An 18,098-nucleotide genomic window follows, 5' to 3' on the forward strand; every position below is an offset into this window, starting at 1 on the left:
GCGACGGCCCGTACGACGCCCGGGGGAACGTCGATCGACACCCGGCGAGGTCGCCCGATCACCCTCTAGGCTGGCCGCGTGACCTCCACCGACTACGCCGCGTACATCGCCGGACTCCCCCGCGTCCTCGCCGGCGCCGCCTGCCTGTTCCGTGACACCGAGGGCAGGGTGCTGCTCGTCGAGCCCAACTACCGGGAGGGGTGGGCGCTTCCGGGCGGGACCATCGAGTCCGACGACGGCGAGACACCGCGCGGGGCGGCCCGCCGGGAGACCCTGGAGGAGATCGGCCTGGACGTGGAGCCGGGGCGGCTGCTCGCGGTCGACTGGGTGCTCGGCCCGGCCCGCCCGCCGATCGTCGCGTACGTGTACGACGGCGGCGTGCTCGACGGTGAGCAGTTCCGGTCCATCCGGCTCCAGGAGGAGGAGCTCGTCTCGTGGAAGCTGGTGCGGCGCGAGGAGCTCCCGGCGTATCTGCTGGGCACGCTCGGCCCGCGTGTGATGGCCGCGCTGGACACCCTGGCGGAGGGGCGGGGGCCGGTCGAGCTGGAGAACGGCCGGCCCGTGCGCTGACGGGTGCGCCGGGCGACCGACGCCTACGCCACGTACGCGCTGCTGGACAGCGGCCCGGCGCAGTCGCCCGGACTGCGCCGGCTCGCCCTGTTCGGGCTGTTCGTGGCCGTGACGGCGCCCTGGCTGCGACGGCGCCTCAGCCCTGGGGGTCCGGCGGCTCGGCCTCCGTCTTGCGCGGGTTCTCGTCCCGCGTCGCCACCCGGGCCTCGGTGCGGTGGCCGCGCTGGATGTAGTCACGGACGACCAGCTCCACGGCGTCCTGCGGGCTGCCGACGCCCGCCAGGACCATGACTTCCACGACGAGTTCGGCATCGAGTGACACGGAGACCTTGGCCATGGGCGGACCCTAGCAGCAGACCTCGGAAAGCGATGCGGCGTCCCGGGATGAGAGGGAGGGAGGGCGGTGACGAGTGGGGCGGGCCCCCGGACTTCGGCGTCCAGGGGGCCCGGGACGTCACGAGTCGTACGTGATCTCGAGGTCCGAGCCGAACTCGTCGTCCGTCGAGGCCGGCGGCGTCGCCTCGTCGCGCGGCGCCATCTTGCTGATGCCGTCGAAGAGCGAGTAGTTGAAGCGGAAGCCGAGGTTCGCGGTACCGGTCTTACCCCCGACCTTCACGCGGAACGTGCAGTTCCCGTAGAGGGTGTAGTCCTTGTTGCGTACGTTGTTCTTGACCGAGGAGTGCCAGAAGTAGTCGACGGCCACGTTGCTGTGGCTGTCGTGGTACGGCAGCTGCATGTGACCCGCCTTGCAGGTCATCTTGCCGGTGGCGATGGCCTGCACCTTGGGCGACGTGCGGAAGGACCACGCCATCGTGGCGGGCTTGCCGACGGTGGCCGCCATGTTCACCTGTCCGGTGAACTTGCCGTTGGAGTCGGTCTTCTCGTAGTACGGGGCGGACATCTTGAAGACGTGCTTCGCCTGCTGCACACCCGCGTGGGCGGGGGCGGTGGGCACGAGCAGCGCCGCGGCGAGAGCGGCGGAGCCGATCGCGCCGACACGCTTGGTGGTTATGAGAGACAACGGTGGGTGTCCTGTTCCGTCCACCGCATGGGCAGGGGTAACCACCCACCCGCCATGCGTGGCTTATGGATCCGGCCGGTCGCTTACCGGGGCTCCGATCAGGAATCGAAGGTGATGTCGAGGCTGGAGGAGTAGCCCGGCCCGTCGGCATCGCCGCCGCCTCCCGGCAACGGCCCGGGACCGGACGGCCAGACGCGCACGGCCCTCCAGTGGAACTGGTCCTGTTCGGCCCGCTCCACCGTGAAGGTGACCGCTTCCCCGGCGGTCAGCGCGCGAAAACCCTCGGCCTCGACGGCCGAGTAGTGCGCCCATACGTCGTCCGGCAGGGCAGGGGTCGCCAGGACACCCCACCCCTCCTCGCTGTGCCACTCCTGCACGTGCCCACTGAGCACGTCGTCGGATGTCACACCGGACACGGCTCGCTCAGGCACTACTCCCCCAGTTTTCGTGATCGTCGACCCGGTCATGGCAGTGCCGCTGGTCAGGCGGCACGCGACCGGTGAGCCGCACACTACCAGCGCCGCCCCGGAGCTCCGCCGCCGCGGGGTTCTCGCATCCGTGGAGCGCACGCTGACGGACGATCGGACGCCGGCCGTCCGGTCGGGGGCGCCCGGTCGCGGGCCTCTAGAACAGCGCGCCGGCCGCCTCCGGCGCACCGCCCTCGAAGGCGAGCAGGCGCCGCTTGCGGTCCAGGCCGCCGCCGTAGCCGGTGAGGCTGCCGTTCGCGCCGATGACGCGGTGGCAGGGGACGATGATCCCGATCGGGTTCCTGCCGTTGGCGAGACCGACGGCGCGGGAGGCGCCGGGGCTGCCGAGTTCATCGGCGAGCTCGCCGTAGGTGCGGGTCTCGCCGTACGGGATCGTCCGCAGCCGCTCCCAGACGCGCCGCTGGAACGGTGTCCCGGCCAGGCGCAGCGGCAGGTCGAAGGCGGTCAGCCGGTGCGCGTGGTAGGCGTCGAGCTGCCGGATCGCCTCGCCGAAGGGGCGGGGGTCGGGGTCGCCGAACGTCTCCTCGGGTGGCCGGTGACGCTGGTCGGTCATGTAGAGCCCGCTGAGGACGCCTTCGGTGGCGACCAGGGTCAGAGGGCCGTACGGGCTGTCCACGACGGTGTGCTGACGGATCATCGGAAAACGCGTCCTCGGGTTCGTCACGGGGTGGGGAGACGGTTGATCGGGTGGCTGTCGGTCGCCCACAGGTACTGCACGGCGTACGCGCGCCAGGGCCGCCACGCGGCGGCGCGGGCCGTCAGCGCGGCGGGCGTCGACGGAAGCCCCAGCCCGGCGGCGGCGCGGCGCATGCCGAGGTCGGTGGGGAGGAACGCGTCGGGGTCGCCGAGCCCGCGCATCGCGATCACCTCGACGGTCCAGGGCCCGAAGCCGGGCAGCTCTCCGAGGCGCGCGCGGGCCTCGTCCCAGTCGCTGTCGGGGCCGAGCCTGAGCGAGCCGTCGGCGAGGGCGGCGACCAGGGTGGTGAGGGTGCCCCGGCGGCTGCGCGGCAGGGCGAGGGCCTCGGGATCCAGGTCCGCGAGCGCCCCGGGCGTCGGGAACAGGTGCGTGAGCCCGCCCTCAGGGTCCTCGACGGGCACCCCGTGCGCGGTGACCAGGCGCCCGGCGTGCGTGCGGGCTGCCGCGGTGGACACCTGCTGGCCGAGCACCGCCCGTACGGCGAACTCGGCGGCGTCGACGGTGCGCGGCACCCGGCGGCCCGGCGCCTTGTCCACGAGCGGTGCGAGCAGCGGGTCCGTGCGGAGCTGGTCGTCCACGGCGACCGGATCGGCGTCCAGGTCCAGCAGCCAGCGGCAGCGGCTGATCGCGTGGGTGAGGTCGCGCGGGTCGGTGAGGGTGAGCCGGCAGGCGATGTGGTCGGGCGTCGGGGTGAGGGCGGCGATGCCGTGCCCGTACGGGAGGGTGAGCGTGCGCCGGTACGCGCCGGCGCGCCACTCCTCGACCCCCGGGACCGCCGTCGCGGCGAGGTGGCCGAACAGGTTGTCGGGGTTGAGGGGCGCGCGGTACGGCAGCCGCAGCGCGATCACACCGGGGGTGCGCGGCGGTGTGGACGAGGCGCGCGCGACACGGGCCCGCAGGTCGCTCGGGGCGAGGGCGAAGACCTCGCGCACGGTGTCGTTGAACGTGCGGATAGAGGAGAACCCGGCCGCGAACGCGACCTCCGCCATGGGCATCGATGTGGTCTCGATGAGGATGCGGGCGGTCTGGGCGCGCTGCGCTCGGGCCAGGGCGAGCGGCCCGGCTCCGAGCTCGGCGAGGAGCTGGCGCTCCACCTGCCGCGTCGAGTAGCCGAGCCGGGCGGCCAGGCCGGGCACGCCCTCGCGGTCCACGACGCCGTCCCGGATGAGCCGCATGGCCCGCGCGACGGCGTCGGCGCGGGCGTTCCACTCCGGCGAGCCGGGGCTCGTGTCCGGGCGGCACCGCTTGCAGGCCCGGAAACCGGCCTGCTGACAGGCGGCCGCGCTGGGGTAGAACGTCATGTTCTCGGGCTTCGGGGGCACCACCGGGCAGCTCGGCCGGCAGTAGATCCGGGTGGTGAGGACGGCGGTGAAGAACCAGCCGTCGAAACGGGCGTCCTTGGACTGTACGGCCCGTACGCAGCGCTCGGTGTCGGTGTGCATGGTTCAAGCATCGGGCACGGTACGAGGCGGGGGCTGGCGGAAAACCGACATGAACCTACCGCTGCCAGCACCCGGCCGCGACTCCCTGGGCGCGGGCCCGCTCCCCTCCGGCGGGGCCGCGCCCAGGAACTCGGTGGAGCTTCCGCGACCGGAAGCCCGAGCTCAGTGGAGCTTCGCCACCGCTGTGGTGGTCGTCTTCTTGAACGCCTTCACCGGGGCGTGGCTGAGGGTTCCCATCTGCGCCCACTGCACGAGGGTGACCGTGCTTCCGTCGCGTCCGATGCCGATCAGATGGACGCCGTGCTCCGACTCCGGGACGGCGGTGTGCACGCCGTACACGTGCGCCCCCTCCTCGACCGCGAGCCTGCCGTAGTCCTGCCAGGACGCGGTGCCGCCGGGCGTACCGCGCAGCCAGTCGGCGGCGCAGCCCGCGGCGGCCTTCTCGGCGGCCGTGACGAGCTTGCGGGCGGCGGCCGCGTTCGGCGTCCGTACGGACACCTGCACCGCCCAGGTGTCGAGGTCCGTGCCGAACCGGCGGTGCCATGTGGTGCCCTGGGCGGGCAGCACCTTCTCCAGGCAGAACGGCTCGAACTCCGGCAGCCCCTTGGTCACCTTGCCCGCCGTCCAGGTGGTGCCCTTGGCCGGCGGCAGGTCCCGCGCGGCGAGGAAGCCGGGCGCCGTGGCCGCCCGCTTCGCCGTGCTCCCGGACGCGGCGGGCGCCGCCGCCGACGCGGGTGCGGCGGCCGGCTGGGCGGCGGCCTGCGCCCCCGCCGCGAGCGGGACAAGGAGCGCGCCGGCGAGGGCGGTGACCGTGAGCGTGTGCTTGCTGAGGTTCATGGGTGCTTCCCCGTTTCGTTCGTTCGGTCGGTGCGGCCAGCGTCCGGGCCGCGTCGCCGCGTCGGCAAGCACGGCGCGGGGGAACGGGACGGCGGGACGGGGACGCGTACCCTGGCCTGGGGAAACGTCAACTGCCTGGGACGGAGGGCGGGATGGCGGATCAGTGGGACGGCGAACGCCGGGACGGGGAACGGGGCGTGGCATGACGGGGCCGATCGAGGTCGAGGCGTTCGCGGAACACCTGCGGAACCTGAAGGACCGAACGGGACTGAGTTACGGCGCCCTCGCCGCGAAACTCCATGTGGGCCGGTCGACGCTGCACCGCTACTGCCTCGGGGAGACCGTCCCGGTCGACTACGCGTTGGTGAACCGCCTCGCCCGGCTCGCCGGTGCTCCCCGGGAGGAGTTGCTGGAGCTGCACCGCCAGTGGGTTCTGGCGGACGAGGCCCGGACCCGTGCGGTACGCCCGGTGGCCCCCGGCCCCGCCCCGGAACCGGCGCCTGCTCCAGCCGCTGAGCCCGAGCCGCCGCGCGACGCCGAGTCCGTGGCGACCGAACCCGTCGCAAACGAACGCGGCGCTACCGGACCCGTCAGCGAACCCGTCGTGAGCCAAACCGCCAGCGAACCGGTCGTGAGCCAACCCGTCGTGAGCGAACCCGCCAGCGAACCCGTCGTGAGCGAACCGGGCACGGCCGAACCCGTCGTCGCCGTGACGGGCGGCGGGCGGGGGCGCGGGCCCGAGCGGTCGGCGCGCATCGCCAGGGCGCGGTGGACCGTCGCCGCCGGTGCGGCCGCCGCGCTCGTCGCCGCCGTCGTCGCGGTGGACCTGGCGGACGGCGGATCCGGCGCGGGGCCGTCGGAGGCCCGCGCTCCGGTCACCGCCCCGGCCCCGCCCGGCACGGCGTCGACCTCGGCGTCGGCCACCGCCGCCCCGACGCCCACGCCGAGCGGCGGCGCGCCGGCCGGCCCGTCCGCCACGCCTCCCTCGCCCCGGCCCTCGGCCTCCTCCCCCGCGTCCTCCGTCACCGGCGCGACGCCCGCCTGGAGCGCCGACTCCCATGTGTGGGCGCAGGGCTGTGACCACCGCTATCTGGTGAACCGGCCCCCGTCCGCCGTTCCGCCGCCGCCGGTGGAGCAGGACGCCCGCCCGTGGGCGGCGTCGCTGGGCGCGGTGCACGGCGGTACGACGATCGTCCGCGCCACGATCACCGCCCCGCGCGGCGAGACCGTGGTGGTCCAGCGGCTGTCCGTACGGGTCGCCGCCCGGCGTGCGCCGCTGAGCTGGCCCGCGTACGCCATGGACAACGGCTGCGGCGGCATGCTGACCCCGGCCGCCTACACCGTGGACCTGGACGCGGCGCGGCCGCTGGCGCGGCCCGTCGACGGTTTCGACGGCGAGCGCCCGCTCCCCGCGACCCGCCTCCCGTACCGGGTGACCGACGGCGATCCGCTGGTCGTACGGGTGGAGGCGACGGCCGGGCGCTGCGACTGCGACTGGTACCTGGAAGCGGAGTGGACCAGCGGCGACCGGCGGGGGACGCTCACCGTCGACGACGGCGGCCGGCCCTTCCGTACGAGCGGCTACCCGGCCGCCGAGGAGTACGGCTACGCCGTGGAGAACGGCGCGTGGGGCCGCTAGGTGTATTGATCACGAGCGGGCGTCAGGTCCGTCGCCGGGGGCTCTGACGGTGCCGTAGCGGTCCGGGTCGGCGTCGAACGCGGCGGCGCAGTGCGCGGAGCAGAAGTACACGGTTCCGTTGCCGGTCTCGCGGCGTGCGGCGGCGGTCGCCGGGTCGATGGTCATGCCGCACACCGGGTCCACCACCGCGCCGACGTGCTCGGCATGCGGTCCGGCGTGCTCGGCGTGCTCGGTCTCGGCGTGTGGCTCGGCGTGTCCCGCGTGCTGGTCGGCGCGCTGTTCGGCATACGTCTCGACCTCCGGCTCGGCGGGCGTCGGCTGCCGCTCGGCGGGCGGCAGCGGTTCACCGCGCCAGCGGCGCAGCCGCGAGGAGTTGGTCACGACGGAGAGCGACGACAGGGCCATGGCCGCGGCGGCGATGATCGGGCTGAGCCGGACGCCCCACAGCGGGTAGAGGGCGCCCGCGGCGATGGGGACACCGACCGCGTTGTAGACGAGGGCGAAGAACAGGTTCTGGCGGATGTTGCGCAGGGTGGCGCGGGAGAGCCGGATCGCGGTGACGACACCGCTCAGGGACCCGGAGATGAGTGTGATGTCGGCGGCCTCGATGGCGACGTCGGTGCCCGTGCCGATCGCGAGCCCGACATCGGCTGCGGCGAGCGCCGGGGCGTCGTTGATGCCGTCGCCGACCATGCCGACCGTACGGCCCTCGCCCTGGAGACGGCGGATCTCGTCCGCCTTGTGCTCGGGGAGCACTTCGGCGAGCACACGGCCCACGCCGACCTGGCGGGCGATCGCCGCCGCCGTACGCGCGTTGTCGCCGGTGATGATGACGACCTCGACACCGAGGCGCCGCAGAGCGGCGATCGCGGCGGCGGAGTCCTCTTTGACGGTGTCGGCGACCGCGAGCACGCCCGCCGGCCGGCCGTCGACGGCGACGAGCACGGGGGTCTTCCCCTCGGCGGCGCACTCCGTCGCGACCGGTACGAGGCCGGAGGGGTCGACTCCGGCGCCGGTGAGGAGACCGGCGGTGCCGACGAGGACGGTGCGGCCTTCGACGGTGGCCCGGACGCCCTTTCCGGTGACCGAGTCGAAGCCGGTCGCGGTCGGCCGGTCCAGTCCCCGCGCGTCGGCGCCGTCCACGATGGCGCGCGCGAGCGGGTGTTCGCTGTCGGCCTCGGCCGCCGCGACGAGGCGTAGCAGTCCGTCCCGCTCCCGTCCGTCGGCGCCGGGCGGGCGGGCGCCGGGCGGGCGGACACCGGATGGCCGGACGTCGGTCAGGACGGGCTTGCCCTCGGTGACCGTGCCGGTCTTGTCGAGAACGACCGTGTCCAGCTTGTGCGCGGTCTCCAGCGCCTCCGCCGAGCGGATCAGGATGCCGGCCTGGGCTCCTTTTCCGGTGCCGACCATCACCGACAGCGGTGTGGCCAGACCGAGCGCGCACGGGCAGGCGATGATCAGTACCGCGACGGCGGAGACCAGCGCGAGGGTGAGCGCCGGGGCGGGACCGACGGTGAACCAGAGGGCGAACGTGCCGATCGCGATGGCGATCACGGCGGGTACGAAGTACGCGGACACGGCGTCCGCGAGCCGCTGGATGGGCGCCTTCGACGCCTGGGCCTGCTGGACCAGGCGGATGATCTGGGCCAGCATCGTGTCGGCGCCGACCCTGGCCGCGCGGACGCGCAGGGAGCCGGTGCCGTTGACGGTGGCGCCAATGACGGTGTCGCCCGCGTGCTTGGTGACGGGCATCGGCTCGCCCGTCACCATCGACTCGTCCACGGCGGAAGCCCCGGACAGGACGTCGGCGTCGACGGGGATCTTCTCGCCCGGCCGGACGACGAGTTCGTCGCCGACCTCGACCTGGTCGAGCGGTATCTCCCGCTCGTCGCCTCCGCGTACGACACGGGCGGTGCGGGGCTGGAGGCCCAGCAGGGCGCGGATGGCCTCGCCCGTACCCGCCTTCGCACGGGCCTCCAGCAGCCGGCCGAGGAGAATGAGGGTGAGGATGACGCCGACCGCTTCGAAGTAGACCTCCCGCACGTCGGCGGGCAGCAGCCGGGGGGCGAGCGTGACCAGCAGGCTGTAGCAGTAGGCGGCGGTGGTGCCGAGCGTGATGAGGCTGTTCATGTCCGCCGCGCGGTGGCGCATGGTCAGCCAGCCGGTCCGGTGGATGGGCAGGCCGGTGTAGAACATCACCGGAGTGATCAGCGCCAGTTGCAGCCAGTGGTCCATCAGCAGGTCAGGCACCCAGTCGGCGCCGAAGACCTCGTACGCCATCACGGCGAACAGCACCGGGGCGGTCAGCACCGCGCCGACGGCGACCCGCCGGGTCAGGTCCTTGATCTCCGCCTGTCGCTCGGCGGCGTCCGCCGCCTCGGCCTCGGCCGCCGTCCTCTCCGCAGGGGGGCCGCCGGCGGCCTCGCTGGGCGGTGCGGCGGCCGTGGCGCCACCGTCATGGCCGCCATGGCCGTGGCCGCGGGCGTCGGGGGGTTCGGAGGGTTCGGGGGGTTCGGAGGGTTCGGAGGGTTCGGAGGGTTCGGAGGGTTCGACGAGCAGCGTGCCGTGGATCATGTTCATCCCGCAGGCGAAGCCGTACGAGCCAGGCCGGTCGGGGTTCAGCCGTACCGTGGTACGGGTGTGCGCGGGCAGACCGGCGCCGACGGCGAGATCGGGGAACACGACGCGCGAGGTGCACTCGCCGGACTCCTGCCGGTCGAAGACCAGCTCGACCGGCGTACCTTGCCGGACCTTGATCAGGTCGGGGCTGTAGCCGCCCCGTACCGTCACGTCGACGCGCTGCACCCCGCCCTCGATCCGCGCGGCTCCGGCGCGGCGCGGCCCGAAGAAGAACCAGCCCAGCACCGCGATCAGCGCTGCCGAGCCCAGTAGGACGACCACATCAAGGGCAGCCACGGCGGCTCGCCTCCCCGCGTCGGCTCGGTGTCGGCTCACCTTCCAGCGTGCGCCTCCACGCGCCGTACGGCCCAGGGGCCGGTCGGCCCACCGGGCGGGGCCCGCCCGGCCCCGTGCCGGGGCCCGCGAACGGGTGCACCATGCGAGACAGGACACGAGTCCCCGCAGGAGCGGGCTCCCGGCCCGCACCGCGGCCACCTGAGCGGGTGAGTGACGATGATGGTCTGGTACGACCACGGCATGAACGGCTGGGGCTGGTTCGCGATGTCGGCTGGCATGGTCCTCTTCTGGGCGCTGATCGTCATGGCGGCCGTCCTGCTCTTCCGCGCCCTGAACCGGTCGCCGCACGAGCAGACTCCGTCCGCTGACCGGTCCCGCCCGGCGGGTCCCACGCCCGAGGAGATCCTCGGCGACCGGCTGGCCCGTGGGGAGATCGACGAGGAGGAGTACCGGCGGCGCCTGAGCGCGCTGCGTGCCGGCCCGCTCTAGGCGTCCGGCGGATCATGCTTGGGCCGCGTGCCCTGGCACGCACATCCGCGGCGTTGTCGTCGGTCGCCGATGCTCCGCAGTGGCTCCCTCCGCCTTGCGTCCGCATCGCACCAGACCCCGCTCACCAGCGGGAAAGCGCAACCGGCTCCCATGCCACCATGATCCGCCGGATACTCCCTACCCGGGCGACGACCGTGGCCGGGTCGCCGTGAGCACGCCGGCGACCGGGGGTGCCGGTGCTGCCCGGCCGGGACCGGAGGCGGGCGGCCGGGGCACTGGGCGACGATCGGCCACGGGGACGGCGACGGGCACGGCCACTGAGGTCAGTGACCGTCGCCCGCGTGGACCACGAGACGCTTGGTGAAGCTCTTGCCGCCGTCCCTGGACTCGTACACGCCGCTCTCCGTCGCGGCTAGGACGTGCTGGGCGTCGACCGCCGTCAGGGCCTGGACCTGGCCGCCGGGCACCGTGCCCGCCGGCTGCCAGGTCGTGCCGCCGTCGGCGCTCCGGCTCAGTTCGCCGGAGTCGCCGATGCCGTACAACGCGTCGGCCCCGGGCCAGGAGAGGAAGGCCATGGCGGGCGGCTCGCCCTCGGCGAAGGTCCGGCCGCCGTCGGTGCTCCGCGCGATGCCGTCGGCGGTCGTCGCCAGCACGGTGTCCGGGTTCTCCGGATCGACGGCGATGTCGAGGGCCTGGAGGCGGGCGCGGTCGTCCCAGGTGACGCCGTCCTCGCTGACGCGGAGCAGGGCGTTGGTGCTGTCGTAGCCGTAGACGGTGCCGTGCGCGTGGTCGAGGGCGTGGAAGTCGACCTCGCCGGCCAGCGACCGGGGCTTCCACGTCTTTCCTCCGTCGGTGCTCTCGATGAGCCCGAGGTCGCCGGGGCCTTCGGCACCGGACGCGGGGTGTCCGCTGGCGAGGAACCTCTTCGGCCCGGCCACGGTGAAGCCCATGAAGTCGTGGTGGCTCGGGCCCGCCGGTTCGGCGGCGCCGTTCTGGCCCACGACGAACAGCCCGTCGTGGGTGGCGACGTACAGCCGCCGGTCGGACGGGTCGACGCCGAGCCCGTGGACGTGGCTCACGGTTCCGAGGGACGGTTCGGGCGCGGCGGCGCCGGTGTCCGTGCCGCTCCCAAAGGAGCAGGCGGTGAGGCCGAGCGCGAGCACCGCGCCGAGGCCGATGGACCGGATACGAGTCGTGTTCATGTATGTGTCCTGAGCGGAGATGGGCTGTCGGGATTCGAGGCGTCCCGGGCGTCTAGATCCGCAGGACGACAGAGCCCATGGAGCTTCGCCACTCGGGGTGCACCGCACGGGGCGACTGAGGTGCGGGCTTCGCCGCCAGGAGCCCGGAGCAGGCCGCCGCTCCCCCGAGCCCGGCCGGGGCGGGAGCCGGCAGGACGTGCCCCTGCTGGGGCTGGCCGGAGACGCACTGCCCCGCGGGATGCGGCTCCTGCCCGTCGTGGTGGGGGCCTGGCGCGGCATCGTGGTGGGTACCGGGTGACACCGGAGCGTGGTGGGTACCGGGTGACACCGGAGCGTGGTGGGTACCGGGTGGCGCCGGAGCGCGGTGGTCCGTGGGCGCGGTCCGGACGACGGCGTGCGCGCTCAGGTGGCTCGCGGTCGTCTCGGCGCTCACCGCGTGCGTGTACAGCAGGCCGAACATCAGCGCGGCCAGCCACAGCAAGCCCGCGGGCCCCGCCGAGAGGCGGCTCCCTCCGGGCGTACCGGATCGCGACGATGCCATGGCCATCCCGCGAGGGTAGCCGCCGCTCCCGTGCCGCCCGCCGCCGCCTCCCAGGCCGCACTGCGCCCGCCTTCTCGGCGCCCGAGGCTGCGGATCCGGCCGTTATCGGATTGCCCCCGCCGGGCCGGCCGGATAGGAAGCTCGCATGCTGAGAGGTCACAAGGTCGGGCTGAGAGCCCGGCACGAGGACGACATCCCGGTCCTGCGGGCCGAGCTCTACGACGACGTGGTCAACGCCTCGCGGGCCGAAGGCGGACCGTGGCGGCCGGTCACGCCCGGCTCGAAGGACCCGCGGCTCGTGGTGGACGACAAGGAGCAGGGGCACGTTCCGTTCTCCGTGGTGGAGTTGGAAGGCGGCACGCTGATCGGCACCGCGACGCTGTGGGGGATCGACAACCACAACCGGTCCGCGCACATCGGCCTCGGACTGCTGCCGTCCTCCCGTGGCAGGGGCTACGGCACCGACGTGGTCGCGGTGCTGTGCCACTACGGCTTCGTCGTGCGCGGCCTGCGGCGGCTGCAGATCGAGACGCTGTCGGACAACGCCGCGATGCTGCGCTCCGCCGAGCGCAACGGCTTCGTCCGCGAGGGCGTGCTGCGGTCCTCGGCCTGGGTGATGGGCGAGTTCCTGGACGAGGTGCTGCTCGGGCTCCTCGTCGAGGACTGGAAGCCGGACTCGCGGGCGTAGGCCGCCGCCCGGGGCCGTGTCGCGGGCGGCGCGTCCGGACGCGTCGCCGTGTCGCCCGGCGTCGTGTCCGGACGCGTCACGTGCTCGGGCCGCCACGGCAGCACCCGAACGCACCCGAGCGCCGAAGAGGCAGGCTCTAGTCCAGCCGCCGGGCGAACGTCTCGTACGCCGCCTCGTCGAAGAGCACGAACCTGATCTCCTCGACCTCGGTCCCGGTGGCCCGCACGGTCTCGACGGCGACGCGGGCGCCGTCGTCCATCGGCCAGCCGTAGACGCCGGTGGAGATGGCGGGGAACGCGACCGTACGGGCGCCCAGTTCGTCGGCGACGCGGAGGGACTCGCGGTAGCAGGAGGCGAGGAGGCCGGAGCGGTCCTCCGTACGGGAGAAGACCGGGCCGACGGTGTGGATCACCCAGCGGGCGGGCAGCCGGCCGGCGGTGGTGGCGACGGCACGGCCGGTGGGGAGGCCGCGGCCGTAGTGGGAGGCGCGCAGGCGGCGGCAGTCGGCGAGGATCTCCGGACCTCCCGCGCGGTGGATCGCGCCGTCGACTCCGCCACCGCCCAGGAGGGAGGAGTTGGCGGCGTTGACGAGGGCGTCGACATGCTGCTCGGTGATGTCGCCGCGGACGAGCGTCAGGACCGGACGGTGCGTGTGCATGGGGCCATCCTGCCGCCTCGTCCGCGCCGTGCCGAGGTGCGGGCGGCGCCTCGGGCGGTGACATTGGACAGAGGAGGTCTGTCAGGGGCGGTGAGCGAGAACACGCCCCGTGGGTCAGCGGAGCGGACATGGCTGCACGGCATCATCTGATCGAACGACCGCCCGAGGCCGTCTGGGCGGTGCTCAGCGACCCCGGCATGTACGCCGAGTGGGTGGTGGGCACGGAGGACACGCACCCCCTCGAAGGCGTCTGGCCCGAGGTGGGCTCCTCGCTCCGGTACACGGTGAGACTCGGCCCGCGACGGTTCGAGGGGTCCACGGTGGTGCGCCGCATGGAGTACCCGGCCGTGCTGGAGCTGGAGGCCGACGGCGGCCCGGCGGGAAGTGCCCGCATCGCCATCGACGTACGGCCCTGGGGTGAGAACACCCTCGTCATCGTGGACGAGCATCCGCTGCGCGGCCTGGGCGGCCGGGCGCACAACGCGGTGCTGGAAGCGGCCCTCCAGTTGCGGCACCGCCGGATGCTCCGCCGGCTCGCCGAGGTCGTCGAGGGCCGGGACGGCCGGCGGGCCCGCGCCACGGCGTCCCGTTGACGGTGGACCGGCCCGCGCGGGAGGTGGTCCGGTGCCGGACGCCGTGGTGATCGGAGCGGGCCCCAACGGGCTGGTCGCGGCCAATCTGCTGGCCGATGCCGGCTGGTCGGTCGAGGTGCTGGAGGCGCAGCCGGAGCCCGGCGGTGCCGTGCGCAGCGACCGGGGTGTCGACCCCGCGTTCGTCAACGACCTCTTCAGCTCCTTCTATCCGCTGGCGGCCGCCTCACCGGTGGTGAAGGGCCTGCGGCTGGAGGAGTGGGGGCTGCGCTGGAGCCATGCGCCGGCCGTGGTCGCGCATCCGCTGACGGACGGACGGTGTGCCGTGCTGGAGCGGGACCGGCGGCGGACGTCGGCGGGCCTGGAGACCTTCGCGCCCGGGGACGGCGAGGCGTGGGAGCGCCTGTGCGACCTGTGGGACCTCGTCGGCGAGGACCTCCTGCGCGCCCTGTTCACCCCGTTCCCGCCGGTGCGGTCCGCTCTGCGCCTGGCGGGGCGGTTGCGGGGCGGCGGCGCGCTGCGGGTCGCCCGGACGATGCTGCTGCCCACCCGGCGGATGGGCGAGGAGGAGTTCGCCGGGGAGGGCGGGCGGCTGCTGCTCGCCGGCAACGCCCTGCACGCGGACCTGTCGCCCGAGTCGGCGCTGAGCGGCGGTTTCGGCTGGCTGATGTGCATGCTGGCGCAGCACCACGGCTTTCCCGTCCCCGTGGGCGGTGCCGGAGCGCTGACCCGGGCCCTGGTCCGGCGGCTCGTCGACCGCGGCGGCGCCGTACGCTGCGGGCGCCCGGTGGGTGAGGTGACGGTGCGCGGCGGACGGGCGCTGGGGGTGCGTACCGTGGACGGCGAATCGGTTCCGGCCCGCCGTGCGGTGCTGGCCGACGTGTCCGCGCCCGCGCTGTACGGGGGGCTCGTCGGCTGGGATCTGCTGCCGGGCAGGCTCCGGGACGACATGCGCAGGTTCCAGTGGGACTTCGGCACGGTCAAGGTCGACTGGGCCCTCGACCGTCCGATCCCGTGGGCGGCCGAGCCGGCCGCGCGCGCGGGGACCGTGCACCTGGCCGACGGCGTCGACGAGCTCACCCGCTTCGCCGCGCAGATCGCCGTGCGTCAGGTGCCCGACCGGCCGTTCCTGCTCGTGGGCCAGATGACGACGGCCGACGGTACGCGCTCGCCGGAAGGCACCGAGTCGGCCTGGGCCTACACCCATGTGCCCCGGGAGGTGCGCGGGGACGCGGGTCCCGACGGCATCACCGGCGTCTGGGACGACGGCGAGGGGCAGCGGATGGCCGACCGCATGGAGGCCGTCGTGGAACGTTTCGCGCCCGGGTTCCGTGGCACGGTCCGCGCTCGCCGAGTCCTGCCGCCACCCGCTCTGGAGGCACTCGACGCCAACCTGGGCGGCGGGGCCATCAACGCGGGCACCACGAGCCTGCACCAGCAGCTGGTGTTCCGGCCGGTGCCCGGCACGGGTCGCCCGGAGACCCCCGTACGCGGCCTGTACCTGGCGTCGGCGTCCGCGCATCCGGGCGGCGGCGTGCACGGGGCTCCCGGCGCGAACGCCGCCCGTGCGGCCCTGCGCGGCCGCCGGCTCGGCACCGAGCCGCTGCTGTCGGCCGGGCAGCGCCTGCTGGGCCGCCGCCGCTGAGCCGACGGCGCCGCCCGGCCCGCACCCCGGCCGTCGCCACCACGCCGCACAGCCCGCACCCCGGCCGTCGCCACCACGCCGCACGGACCACACCCGGCGGTCGTCAGCGCCCGTGGGGCCACCGGCATGCCGTGGCCCGCGACCGCCCGGCCGCCGTCGCCGCGGCGGCGGCGGCGCCCGCAAGGATCCCGGCAGCGGCCCCGGCGGCGAGCGCGCGCCGGCCCGCGGTGCGCGAGGCCCCGTGCCAGCCGCCGTGGACGGCGCCCGTGCCGGGAGGCGGCACATAGAGGGTGCCGTCGCTGTCCGGCGCGCTCGCGCCCCGTACGAAGTGCGTCCGGTCCACCTTGCGGGCCAGGGCCTTCTCCGTGAGGCCGGGCGCGACCACCGCCTGCAGGGCCAGGGCGCGGCCGAGCGGCCCCACGACGACCTCCCGTCGCGGGCGGGTCAGGAGACGGCGGATCGCGCGGGCGACCCGCTCCGGGGTGTAGACCGGCGGCATGGCGCGCACCGCGCGGCCCGTGCGGTTGGCGAGGTGCTGGAAGAACGGCGTGTCGATGGTGGCCGGCAGCACCGTGCAGACATGGATGCCGTGCCGCCCCTCCAGCCGGAGTTCCTGCCGCAGGGCGGAGTCGAAGGCGCGGACGGCGAACTTCGACATGGAGTAGGGCGAGTTGTACGGTGCGGCCACCAGCCCCACCGCCGACGACACGTCGATCAGCGTGCCGGTGCCCTGGCCGCGCATCACGGGCAGCGCGGCCCGCGCCCCGTTGACGCAGCCCAGGACGTTGACGTCGAGCACTCGCCGCACCTGGTCGAGCGGCAGTTCCTCGACGCGGCCGAACGCGGCGACGGCCGCCGCGTTGATCCAGACGTCGATCCGTCCGTACGCGCTGACGGCGCGCCGGGCGAGGGCGGTCGTCGCCGCCGGGTCCGACACGTCCGTCGGTACGGCCACCGCCCGCCCGTGCCGGAACGCCCGGCAGCGTTCCGCGACGGTCTCGAGGGCTTCCTCGGCGCGCGCGGCGAGTACCACCGAGGCGCCGTGCCGGGCGAGGTCGAGGGCGGTCGCGCGGCCGATCCCGCTGGACGCGCCCGTGATCACGACGACCAGGTCCTTAAGATCCTTCATCGCCGGTCCTCCCGGTCGGGGGATGTGCGACGGGTCGACTGGTCGGAGTACCCCCGGCCTGCCGTGCTACGCCCCCCGGGCCCTGCCCGTCCGGGTCCGGCCGGTCAGATGGCGCCAGACCGCCTTCGCCGCGTTGTGGCCGGACATGCCGTGCACGCCGGGGCCCGGCGGGGTCGCGGACGAGCAGAGGAAGACGGCCGGGTGCGGGGTGCTGTACGGGAAGAGGGACAGCCGGGGGCGCAGCAGCAGCTGCAGTCCGCTGGCGGCGCCGCAGGCGATGTCCCCGCCGACGTAGTTGGCGTTGCGCGCGGCCAGTTCGGGCGGCCCGGCCGTGGCGCGGGCGAGGACCAGGTCGCGGAAGCCCGGTGCGAACCGCTCGATCTGGCGCTCGACCGCCTCCGTGAGGTCGCCCCGCCAGCCGTGCGGCACATGGCCGTACGCCCAGAAGACGTGCTTCCCCTCGGGCGCGCGGGACGGGTCGACCAGGCTGGGCTGAGCGGTGATCAGGAACGGGGTGCGGGGGGCCGTTCCGCCGGCGGCCTGGCGCAGCGCGGTGCCGATCTCCCGGCTGCTGGGGCCGATCTGGACCGTTCCGGCGCGGCGCGGCTCCTCGGCCGTCCAGGGCACGGGGCCGTCCATCGCGTAGTCGATCTTGAATACGGAGGCGCCGTAACGGTAGTTGTCGTAGTACCCGCCGAATCCGGCGATGCGGGCGAGCGCGGTCGGTGACGTGTCGAAGACGTACGCGCGGGCGGGCGGCAGATCGTCCAGGCGCTTGACCTCGAACCCGGTGTGGACGGTGCCGCCGAGGTCCTGTACGTACGAGGCGAGGGCGTCCGAGATCGACTGGGAGCCGCCGCGCGGAAGGGGCCAGCCGTTCGCGTGCGCAGCGAGGGCGAAGACGAGCCCGATCGCCCCGGTGGCCAGGCCGTCGAGCGGGGCGATGACATGGGCGACGAGTCCGGCGAACAGGGCGCGCGCCCGGTCGTCGCGGAACCGGCGCATCAGCCAGGTGGACGGGGGCAGCCCGTCGATGCCGAACCGGGCGAGCGTGACCGGGTCCCGGGGAAGCGCGGTGAGCGGCAGGGACATGAAGTCACGGGCGAGGGTGTCCCATCTGCCGATGTACGGCGCGACCAGCCTGCGGTAGGCGCCCGCGTCCCGGGGCCCGAACGAGGCGGCGGTCTCCGCGACGGAGCGGGACAGCACCGCCGCCGTGCCGTCGTCGAAGGGGTGCGCCATCGGCAGGTCGGTGTGCAGCCACTCCAGCCCGTACCGGTCGAGGGGCATCGCCGTGAACGCGGGCGATCCGACGCCGAGCGGATGTACGGCGGAGCAGGGGTCGTGACGGAAGCCGGGCAGCGTCAGCTCCTCGGTCCGCGCCCCGCCGCCGACGGTGTCGAGGGCCTCGAACACGGCCACGGAGAAGCCCCTGCGGGCGAGTTCGGCGGCAGCGGTCAGTCCGTTGGGGCCCGCCCCCACGACGACGGCATCGAGCATCGACGGCACCTTCGGACTCCTTCATCAGCCAATGGCCAAGGCTCAC

General features: G+C 74.4%; 18 protein-coding genes. 6 read left to right on the forward strand and 12 right to left on the reverse strand.

Features of this window, described 5'->3' with window-relative positions; all coding sequences use genetic code 11:
* Positions 1-78: 78 nt before the first annotated feature.
* Positions 79-570, forward strand: a complete 492-nt coding sequence (locus tag ACGF5U_RS18545; RefSeq protein WP_392715634.1) for an NUDIX domain-containing protein — start codon at positions 79-81, stop codon at positions 568-570.
* A gap of 136 nt (positions 571-706) precedes the next feature.
* On the opposite strand, the gene ACGF5U_RS18550 is transcribed toward ACGF5U_RS18545, so the two are convergent.
* The 6 genes from ACGF5U_RS18550 to ACGF5U_RS18575 form a co-directional block, all read right to left on the reverse strand.
* Positions 707-907, reverse strand: coding sequence for a DUF2191 domain-containing protein (locus tag ACGF5U_RS18550; protein WP_392715632.1), 201 nt, complete (start codon positions 905-907; stop codon positions 707-709).
* A 117-nt stretch (positions 908-1,024) separates the two neighbouring features.
* Positions 1,025-1,591: a hypothetical protein gene (locus tag ACGF5U_RS18555; protein WP_392715630.1), complete on the reverse strand. Its 567-nt coding sequence runs from the start codon at positions 1,589-1,591 to the stop codon at positions 1,025-1,027.
* Between the two features lie 98 nt (positions 1,592-1,689).
* Positions 1,690-1,998, reverse strand: a complete 309-nt coding sequence (locus tag ACGF5U_RS18560) for a cold-shock protein (protein ID WP_392818845.1) — start codon at positions 1,996-1,998, stop codon at positions 1,690-1,692.
* A 217-nt stretch (positions 1,999-2,215) separates the two neighbouring features.
* Positions 2,216-2,716 (reverse strand): methylated-DNA--[protein]-cysteine S-methyltransferase, encoded by a 501-nt coding sequence (locus ACGF5U_RS18565; RefSeq protein ID WP_392715627.1) that lies wholly within the window; start codon positions 2,714-2,716, stop codon positions 2,216-2,218.
* 23 nt (positions 2,717-2,739) lie between these two features.
* Positions 2,740-4,218 (reverse strand): AlkA N-terminal domain-containing protein, encoded by a 1,479-nt coding sequence (locus tag ACGF5U_RS18570; RefSeq protein ID WP_392715625.1) that lies wholly within the window; start codon positions 4,216-4,218, stop codon positions 2,740-2,742.
* 162 nt (positions 4,219-4,380) lie between these two features.
* Positions 4,381-5,055, reverse strand: a complete 675-nt coding sequence (locus ACGF5U_RS18575) for a hypothetical protein (RefSeq protein WP_392715623.1) — start codon at positions 5,053-5,055, stop codon at positions 4,381-4,383.
* A gap of 202 nt (positions 5,056-5,257) precedes the next feature.
* On the opposite strand from ACGF5U_RS18575, the gene ACGF5U_RS18580 reads away from it, so the two are divergent.
* On the forward strand, positions 5,258-6,694 hold the full coding sequence (locus ACGF5U_RS18580; RefSeq protein WP_392715621.1) for a helix-turn-helix domain-containing protein: 1,437 nt from the start codon (positions 5,258-5,260) through the stop codon (positions 6,692-6,694).
* 9 nt (positions 6,695-6,703) lie between these two features.
* On the opposite strand, the gene ACGF5U_RS18585 is transcribed toward ACGF5U_RS18580, so the two are convergent.
* Positions 6,704-9,610, reverse strand: coding sequence for a heavy metal translocating P-type ATPase (locus ACGF5U_RS18585; protein WP_392715619.1), 2,907 nt, complete (start codon positions 9,608-9,610; stop codon positions 6,704-6,706).
* A gap of 216 nt (positions 9,611-9,826) precedes the next feature.
* Between ACGF5U_RS18585 and ACGF5U_RS18590 the strand changes: the two genes are divergently transcribed.
* The gene (locus ACGF5U_RS18590) at positions 9,827-10,099 is read left to right on the forward strand and encodes an SHOCT domain-containing protein (protein WP_392715835.1); all 273 of its coding nucleotides are present in this window, start codon (positions 9,827-9,829) and stop codon (positions 10,097-10,099) included.
* A gap of 323 nt (positions 10,100-10,422) precedes the next feature.
* Here the strand turns inward: ACGF5U_RS18590 and ACGF5U_RS18595 are convergent, their stop codons facing one another.
* Both ACGF5U_RS18595 and ACGF5U_RS18600 read right to left on the reverse strand, forming a co-directional pair.
* The gene (locus ACGF5U_RS18595; protein WP_392715617.1) at positions 10,423-11,301 is read right to left on the reverse strand and encodes a F510_1955 family glycosylhydrolase; all 879 of its coding nucleotides are present in this window, start codon (positions 11,299-11,301) and stop codon (positions 10,423-10,425) included.
* Between the two features lie 52 nt (positions 11,302-11,353).
* Entirely contained in the window at positions 11,354-11,848 is a 495-nt protein-coding gene (locus ACGF5U_RS18600; RefSeq protein ID WP_392818847.1) for a hypothetical protein, read from the reverse strand.
* A 139-nt stretch (positions 11,849-11,987) separates the two neighbouring features.
* Between ACGF5U_RS18600 and ACGF5U_RS18605 the strand changes: the two genes are divergently transcribed.
* Positions 11,988-12,530, forward strand: coding sequence for a GNAT family N-acetyltransferase (locus ACGF5U_RS18605; protein ID WP_392715613.1), 543 nt, complete (start codon positions 11,988-11,990; stop codon positions 12,528-12,530).
* A 136-nt stretch (positions 12,531-12,666) separates the two neighbouring features.
* On the opposite strand, the gene ACGF5U_RS18610 is transcribed toward ACGF5U_RS18605, so the two are convergent.
* On the reverse strand, positions 12,667-13,188 hold the full coding sequence (locus ACGF5U_RS18610) for an O-acetyl-ADP-ribose deacetylase (protein ID WP_392715611.1): 522 nt from the start codon (positions 13,186-13,188) through the stop codon (positions 12,667-12,669).
* Between the two features lie 128 nt (positions 13,189-13,316).
* On the opposite strand from ACGF5U_RS18610, the gene ACGF5U_RS18615 reads away from it, so the two are divergent.
* Positions 13,317-13,781, forward strand: coding sequence for an SRPBCC family protein (locus ACGF5U_RS18615; protein WP_392715609.1), 465 nt, complete (start codon positions 13,317-13,319; stop codon positions 13,779-13,781).
* Between the two features lie 31 nt (positions 13,782-13,812).
* Positions 13,813-15,423, forward strand: coding sequence for a phytoene desaturase family protein (locus ACGF5U_RS18620; protein WP_392715607.1), 1,611 nt, complete (start codon positions 13,813-13,815; stop codon positions 15,421-15,423).
* A 103-nt stretch (positions 15,424-15,526) separates the two neighbouring features.
* On the opposite strand, the gene ACGF5U_RS18625 is transcribed toward ACGF5U_RS18620, so the two are convergent.
* Together ACGF5U_RS18625 and ACGF5U_RS18630 are read right to left on the reverse strand one after the other, a co-directional pair.
* Positions 15,527-16,552 (reverse strand): SDR family oxidoreductase, encoded by a 1,026-nt coding sequence (locus ACGF5U_RS18625; RefSeq protein WP_392715605.1) that lies wholly within the window; start codon positions 16,550-16,552, stop codon positions 15,527-15,529.
* 66 nt (positions 16,553-16,618) lie between these two features.
* The gene (locus ACGF5U_RS18630; RefSeq protein ID WP_392715603.1) at positions 16,619-18,061 is read right to left on the reverse strand and encodes a phytoene desaturase family protein; all 1,443 of its coding nucleotides are present in this window, start codon (positions 18,059-18,061) and stop codon (positions 16,619-16,621) included.
* Between the last annotated feature and the right edge of the window lie 37 nt (positions 18,062-18,098).

Origin of the sequence: Streptomyces sp. NPDC047886, assembly GCF_043204435.1 — a bacterium.
Taxonomy (GTDB): Bacteria; Actinomycetota; Actinomycetes; order Streptomycetales; family Streptomycetaceae; genus Streptomyces.

Excerpts from the sequence above, each read along its gene's own strand:
- ACGF5U_RS18550 (WP_392715632.1), bottom strand. The coding sequence starts at position 907 with ATGGCCAAGGTCTCCGTGTCACTCGATGCCGAACTCGTCGTGGAAGTC.
- ACGF5U_RS18565 (WP_392715627.1), bottom strand. The coding sequence starts at position 2,716 with ATGATCCGTCAGCACACCGTCGTGGACAGCCCGTACGGCCCTCTGACC.
- ACGF5U_RS18570 (WP_392715625.1), bottom strand. The coding sequence starts at position 4,218 with ATGCACACCGACACCGAGCGCTGCGTACGGGCCGTACAGTCCAAGGAC.
- ACGF5U_RS18575 (WP_392715623.1), bottom strand. The coding sequence starts at position 5,055 with ATGAACCTCAGCAAGCACACGCTCACGGTCACCGCCCTCGCCGGCGCG.
- ACGF5U_RS18580 (WP_392715621.1), top strand. The coding sequence starts at position 5,258 with ATGACGGGGCCGATCGAGGTCGAGGCGTTCGCGGAACACCTGCGGAAC.
- ACGF5U_RS18590 (WP_392715835.1), top strand. The coding sequence starts at position 9,827 with ATGATGGTCTGGTACGACCACGGCATGAACGGCTGGGGCTGGTTCGCG.
- ACGF5U_RS18595 (WP_392715617.1), bottom strand. The coding sequence starts at position 11,301 with ATGAACACGACTCGTATCCGGTCCATCGGCCTCGGCGCGGTGCTCGCG.
- ACGF5U_RS18600 (WP_392818847.1), bottom strand. The coding sequence starts at position 11,848 with ATGGCCATGGCATCGTCGCGATCCGGTACGCCCGGAGGGAGCCGCCTC.
- ACGF5U_RS18605 (WP_392715613.1), top strand. The coding sequence starts at position 11,988 with ATGCTGAGAGGTCACAAGGTCGGGCTGAGAGCCCGGCACGAGGACGAC.
- ACGF5U_RS18610 (WP_392715611.1), bottom strand. The coding sequence starts at position 13,188 with ATGCACACGCACCGTCCGGTCCTGACGCTCGTCCGCGGCGACATCACC.
- ACGF5U_RS18615 (WP_392715609.1), top strand. The coding sequence starts at position 13,317 with ATGGCTGCACGGCATCATCTGATCGAACGACCGCCCGAGGCCGTCTGG.
- ACGF5U_RS18625 (WP_392715605.1), bottom strand. The coding sequence starts at position 16,552 with ATGAAGGATCTTAAGGACCTGGTCGTCGTGATCACGGGCGCGTCCAGC.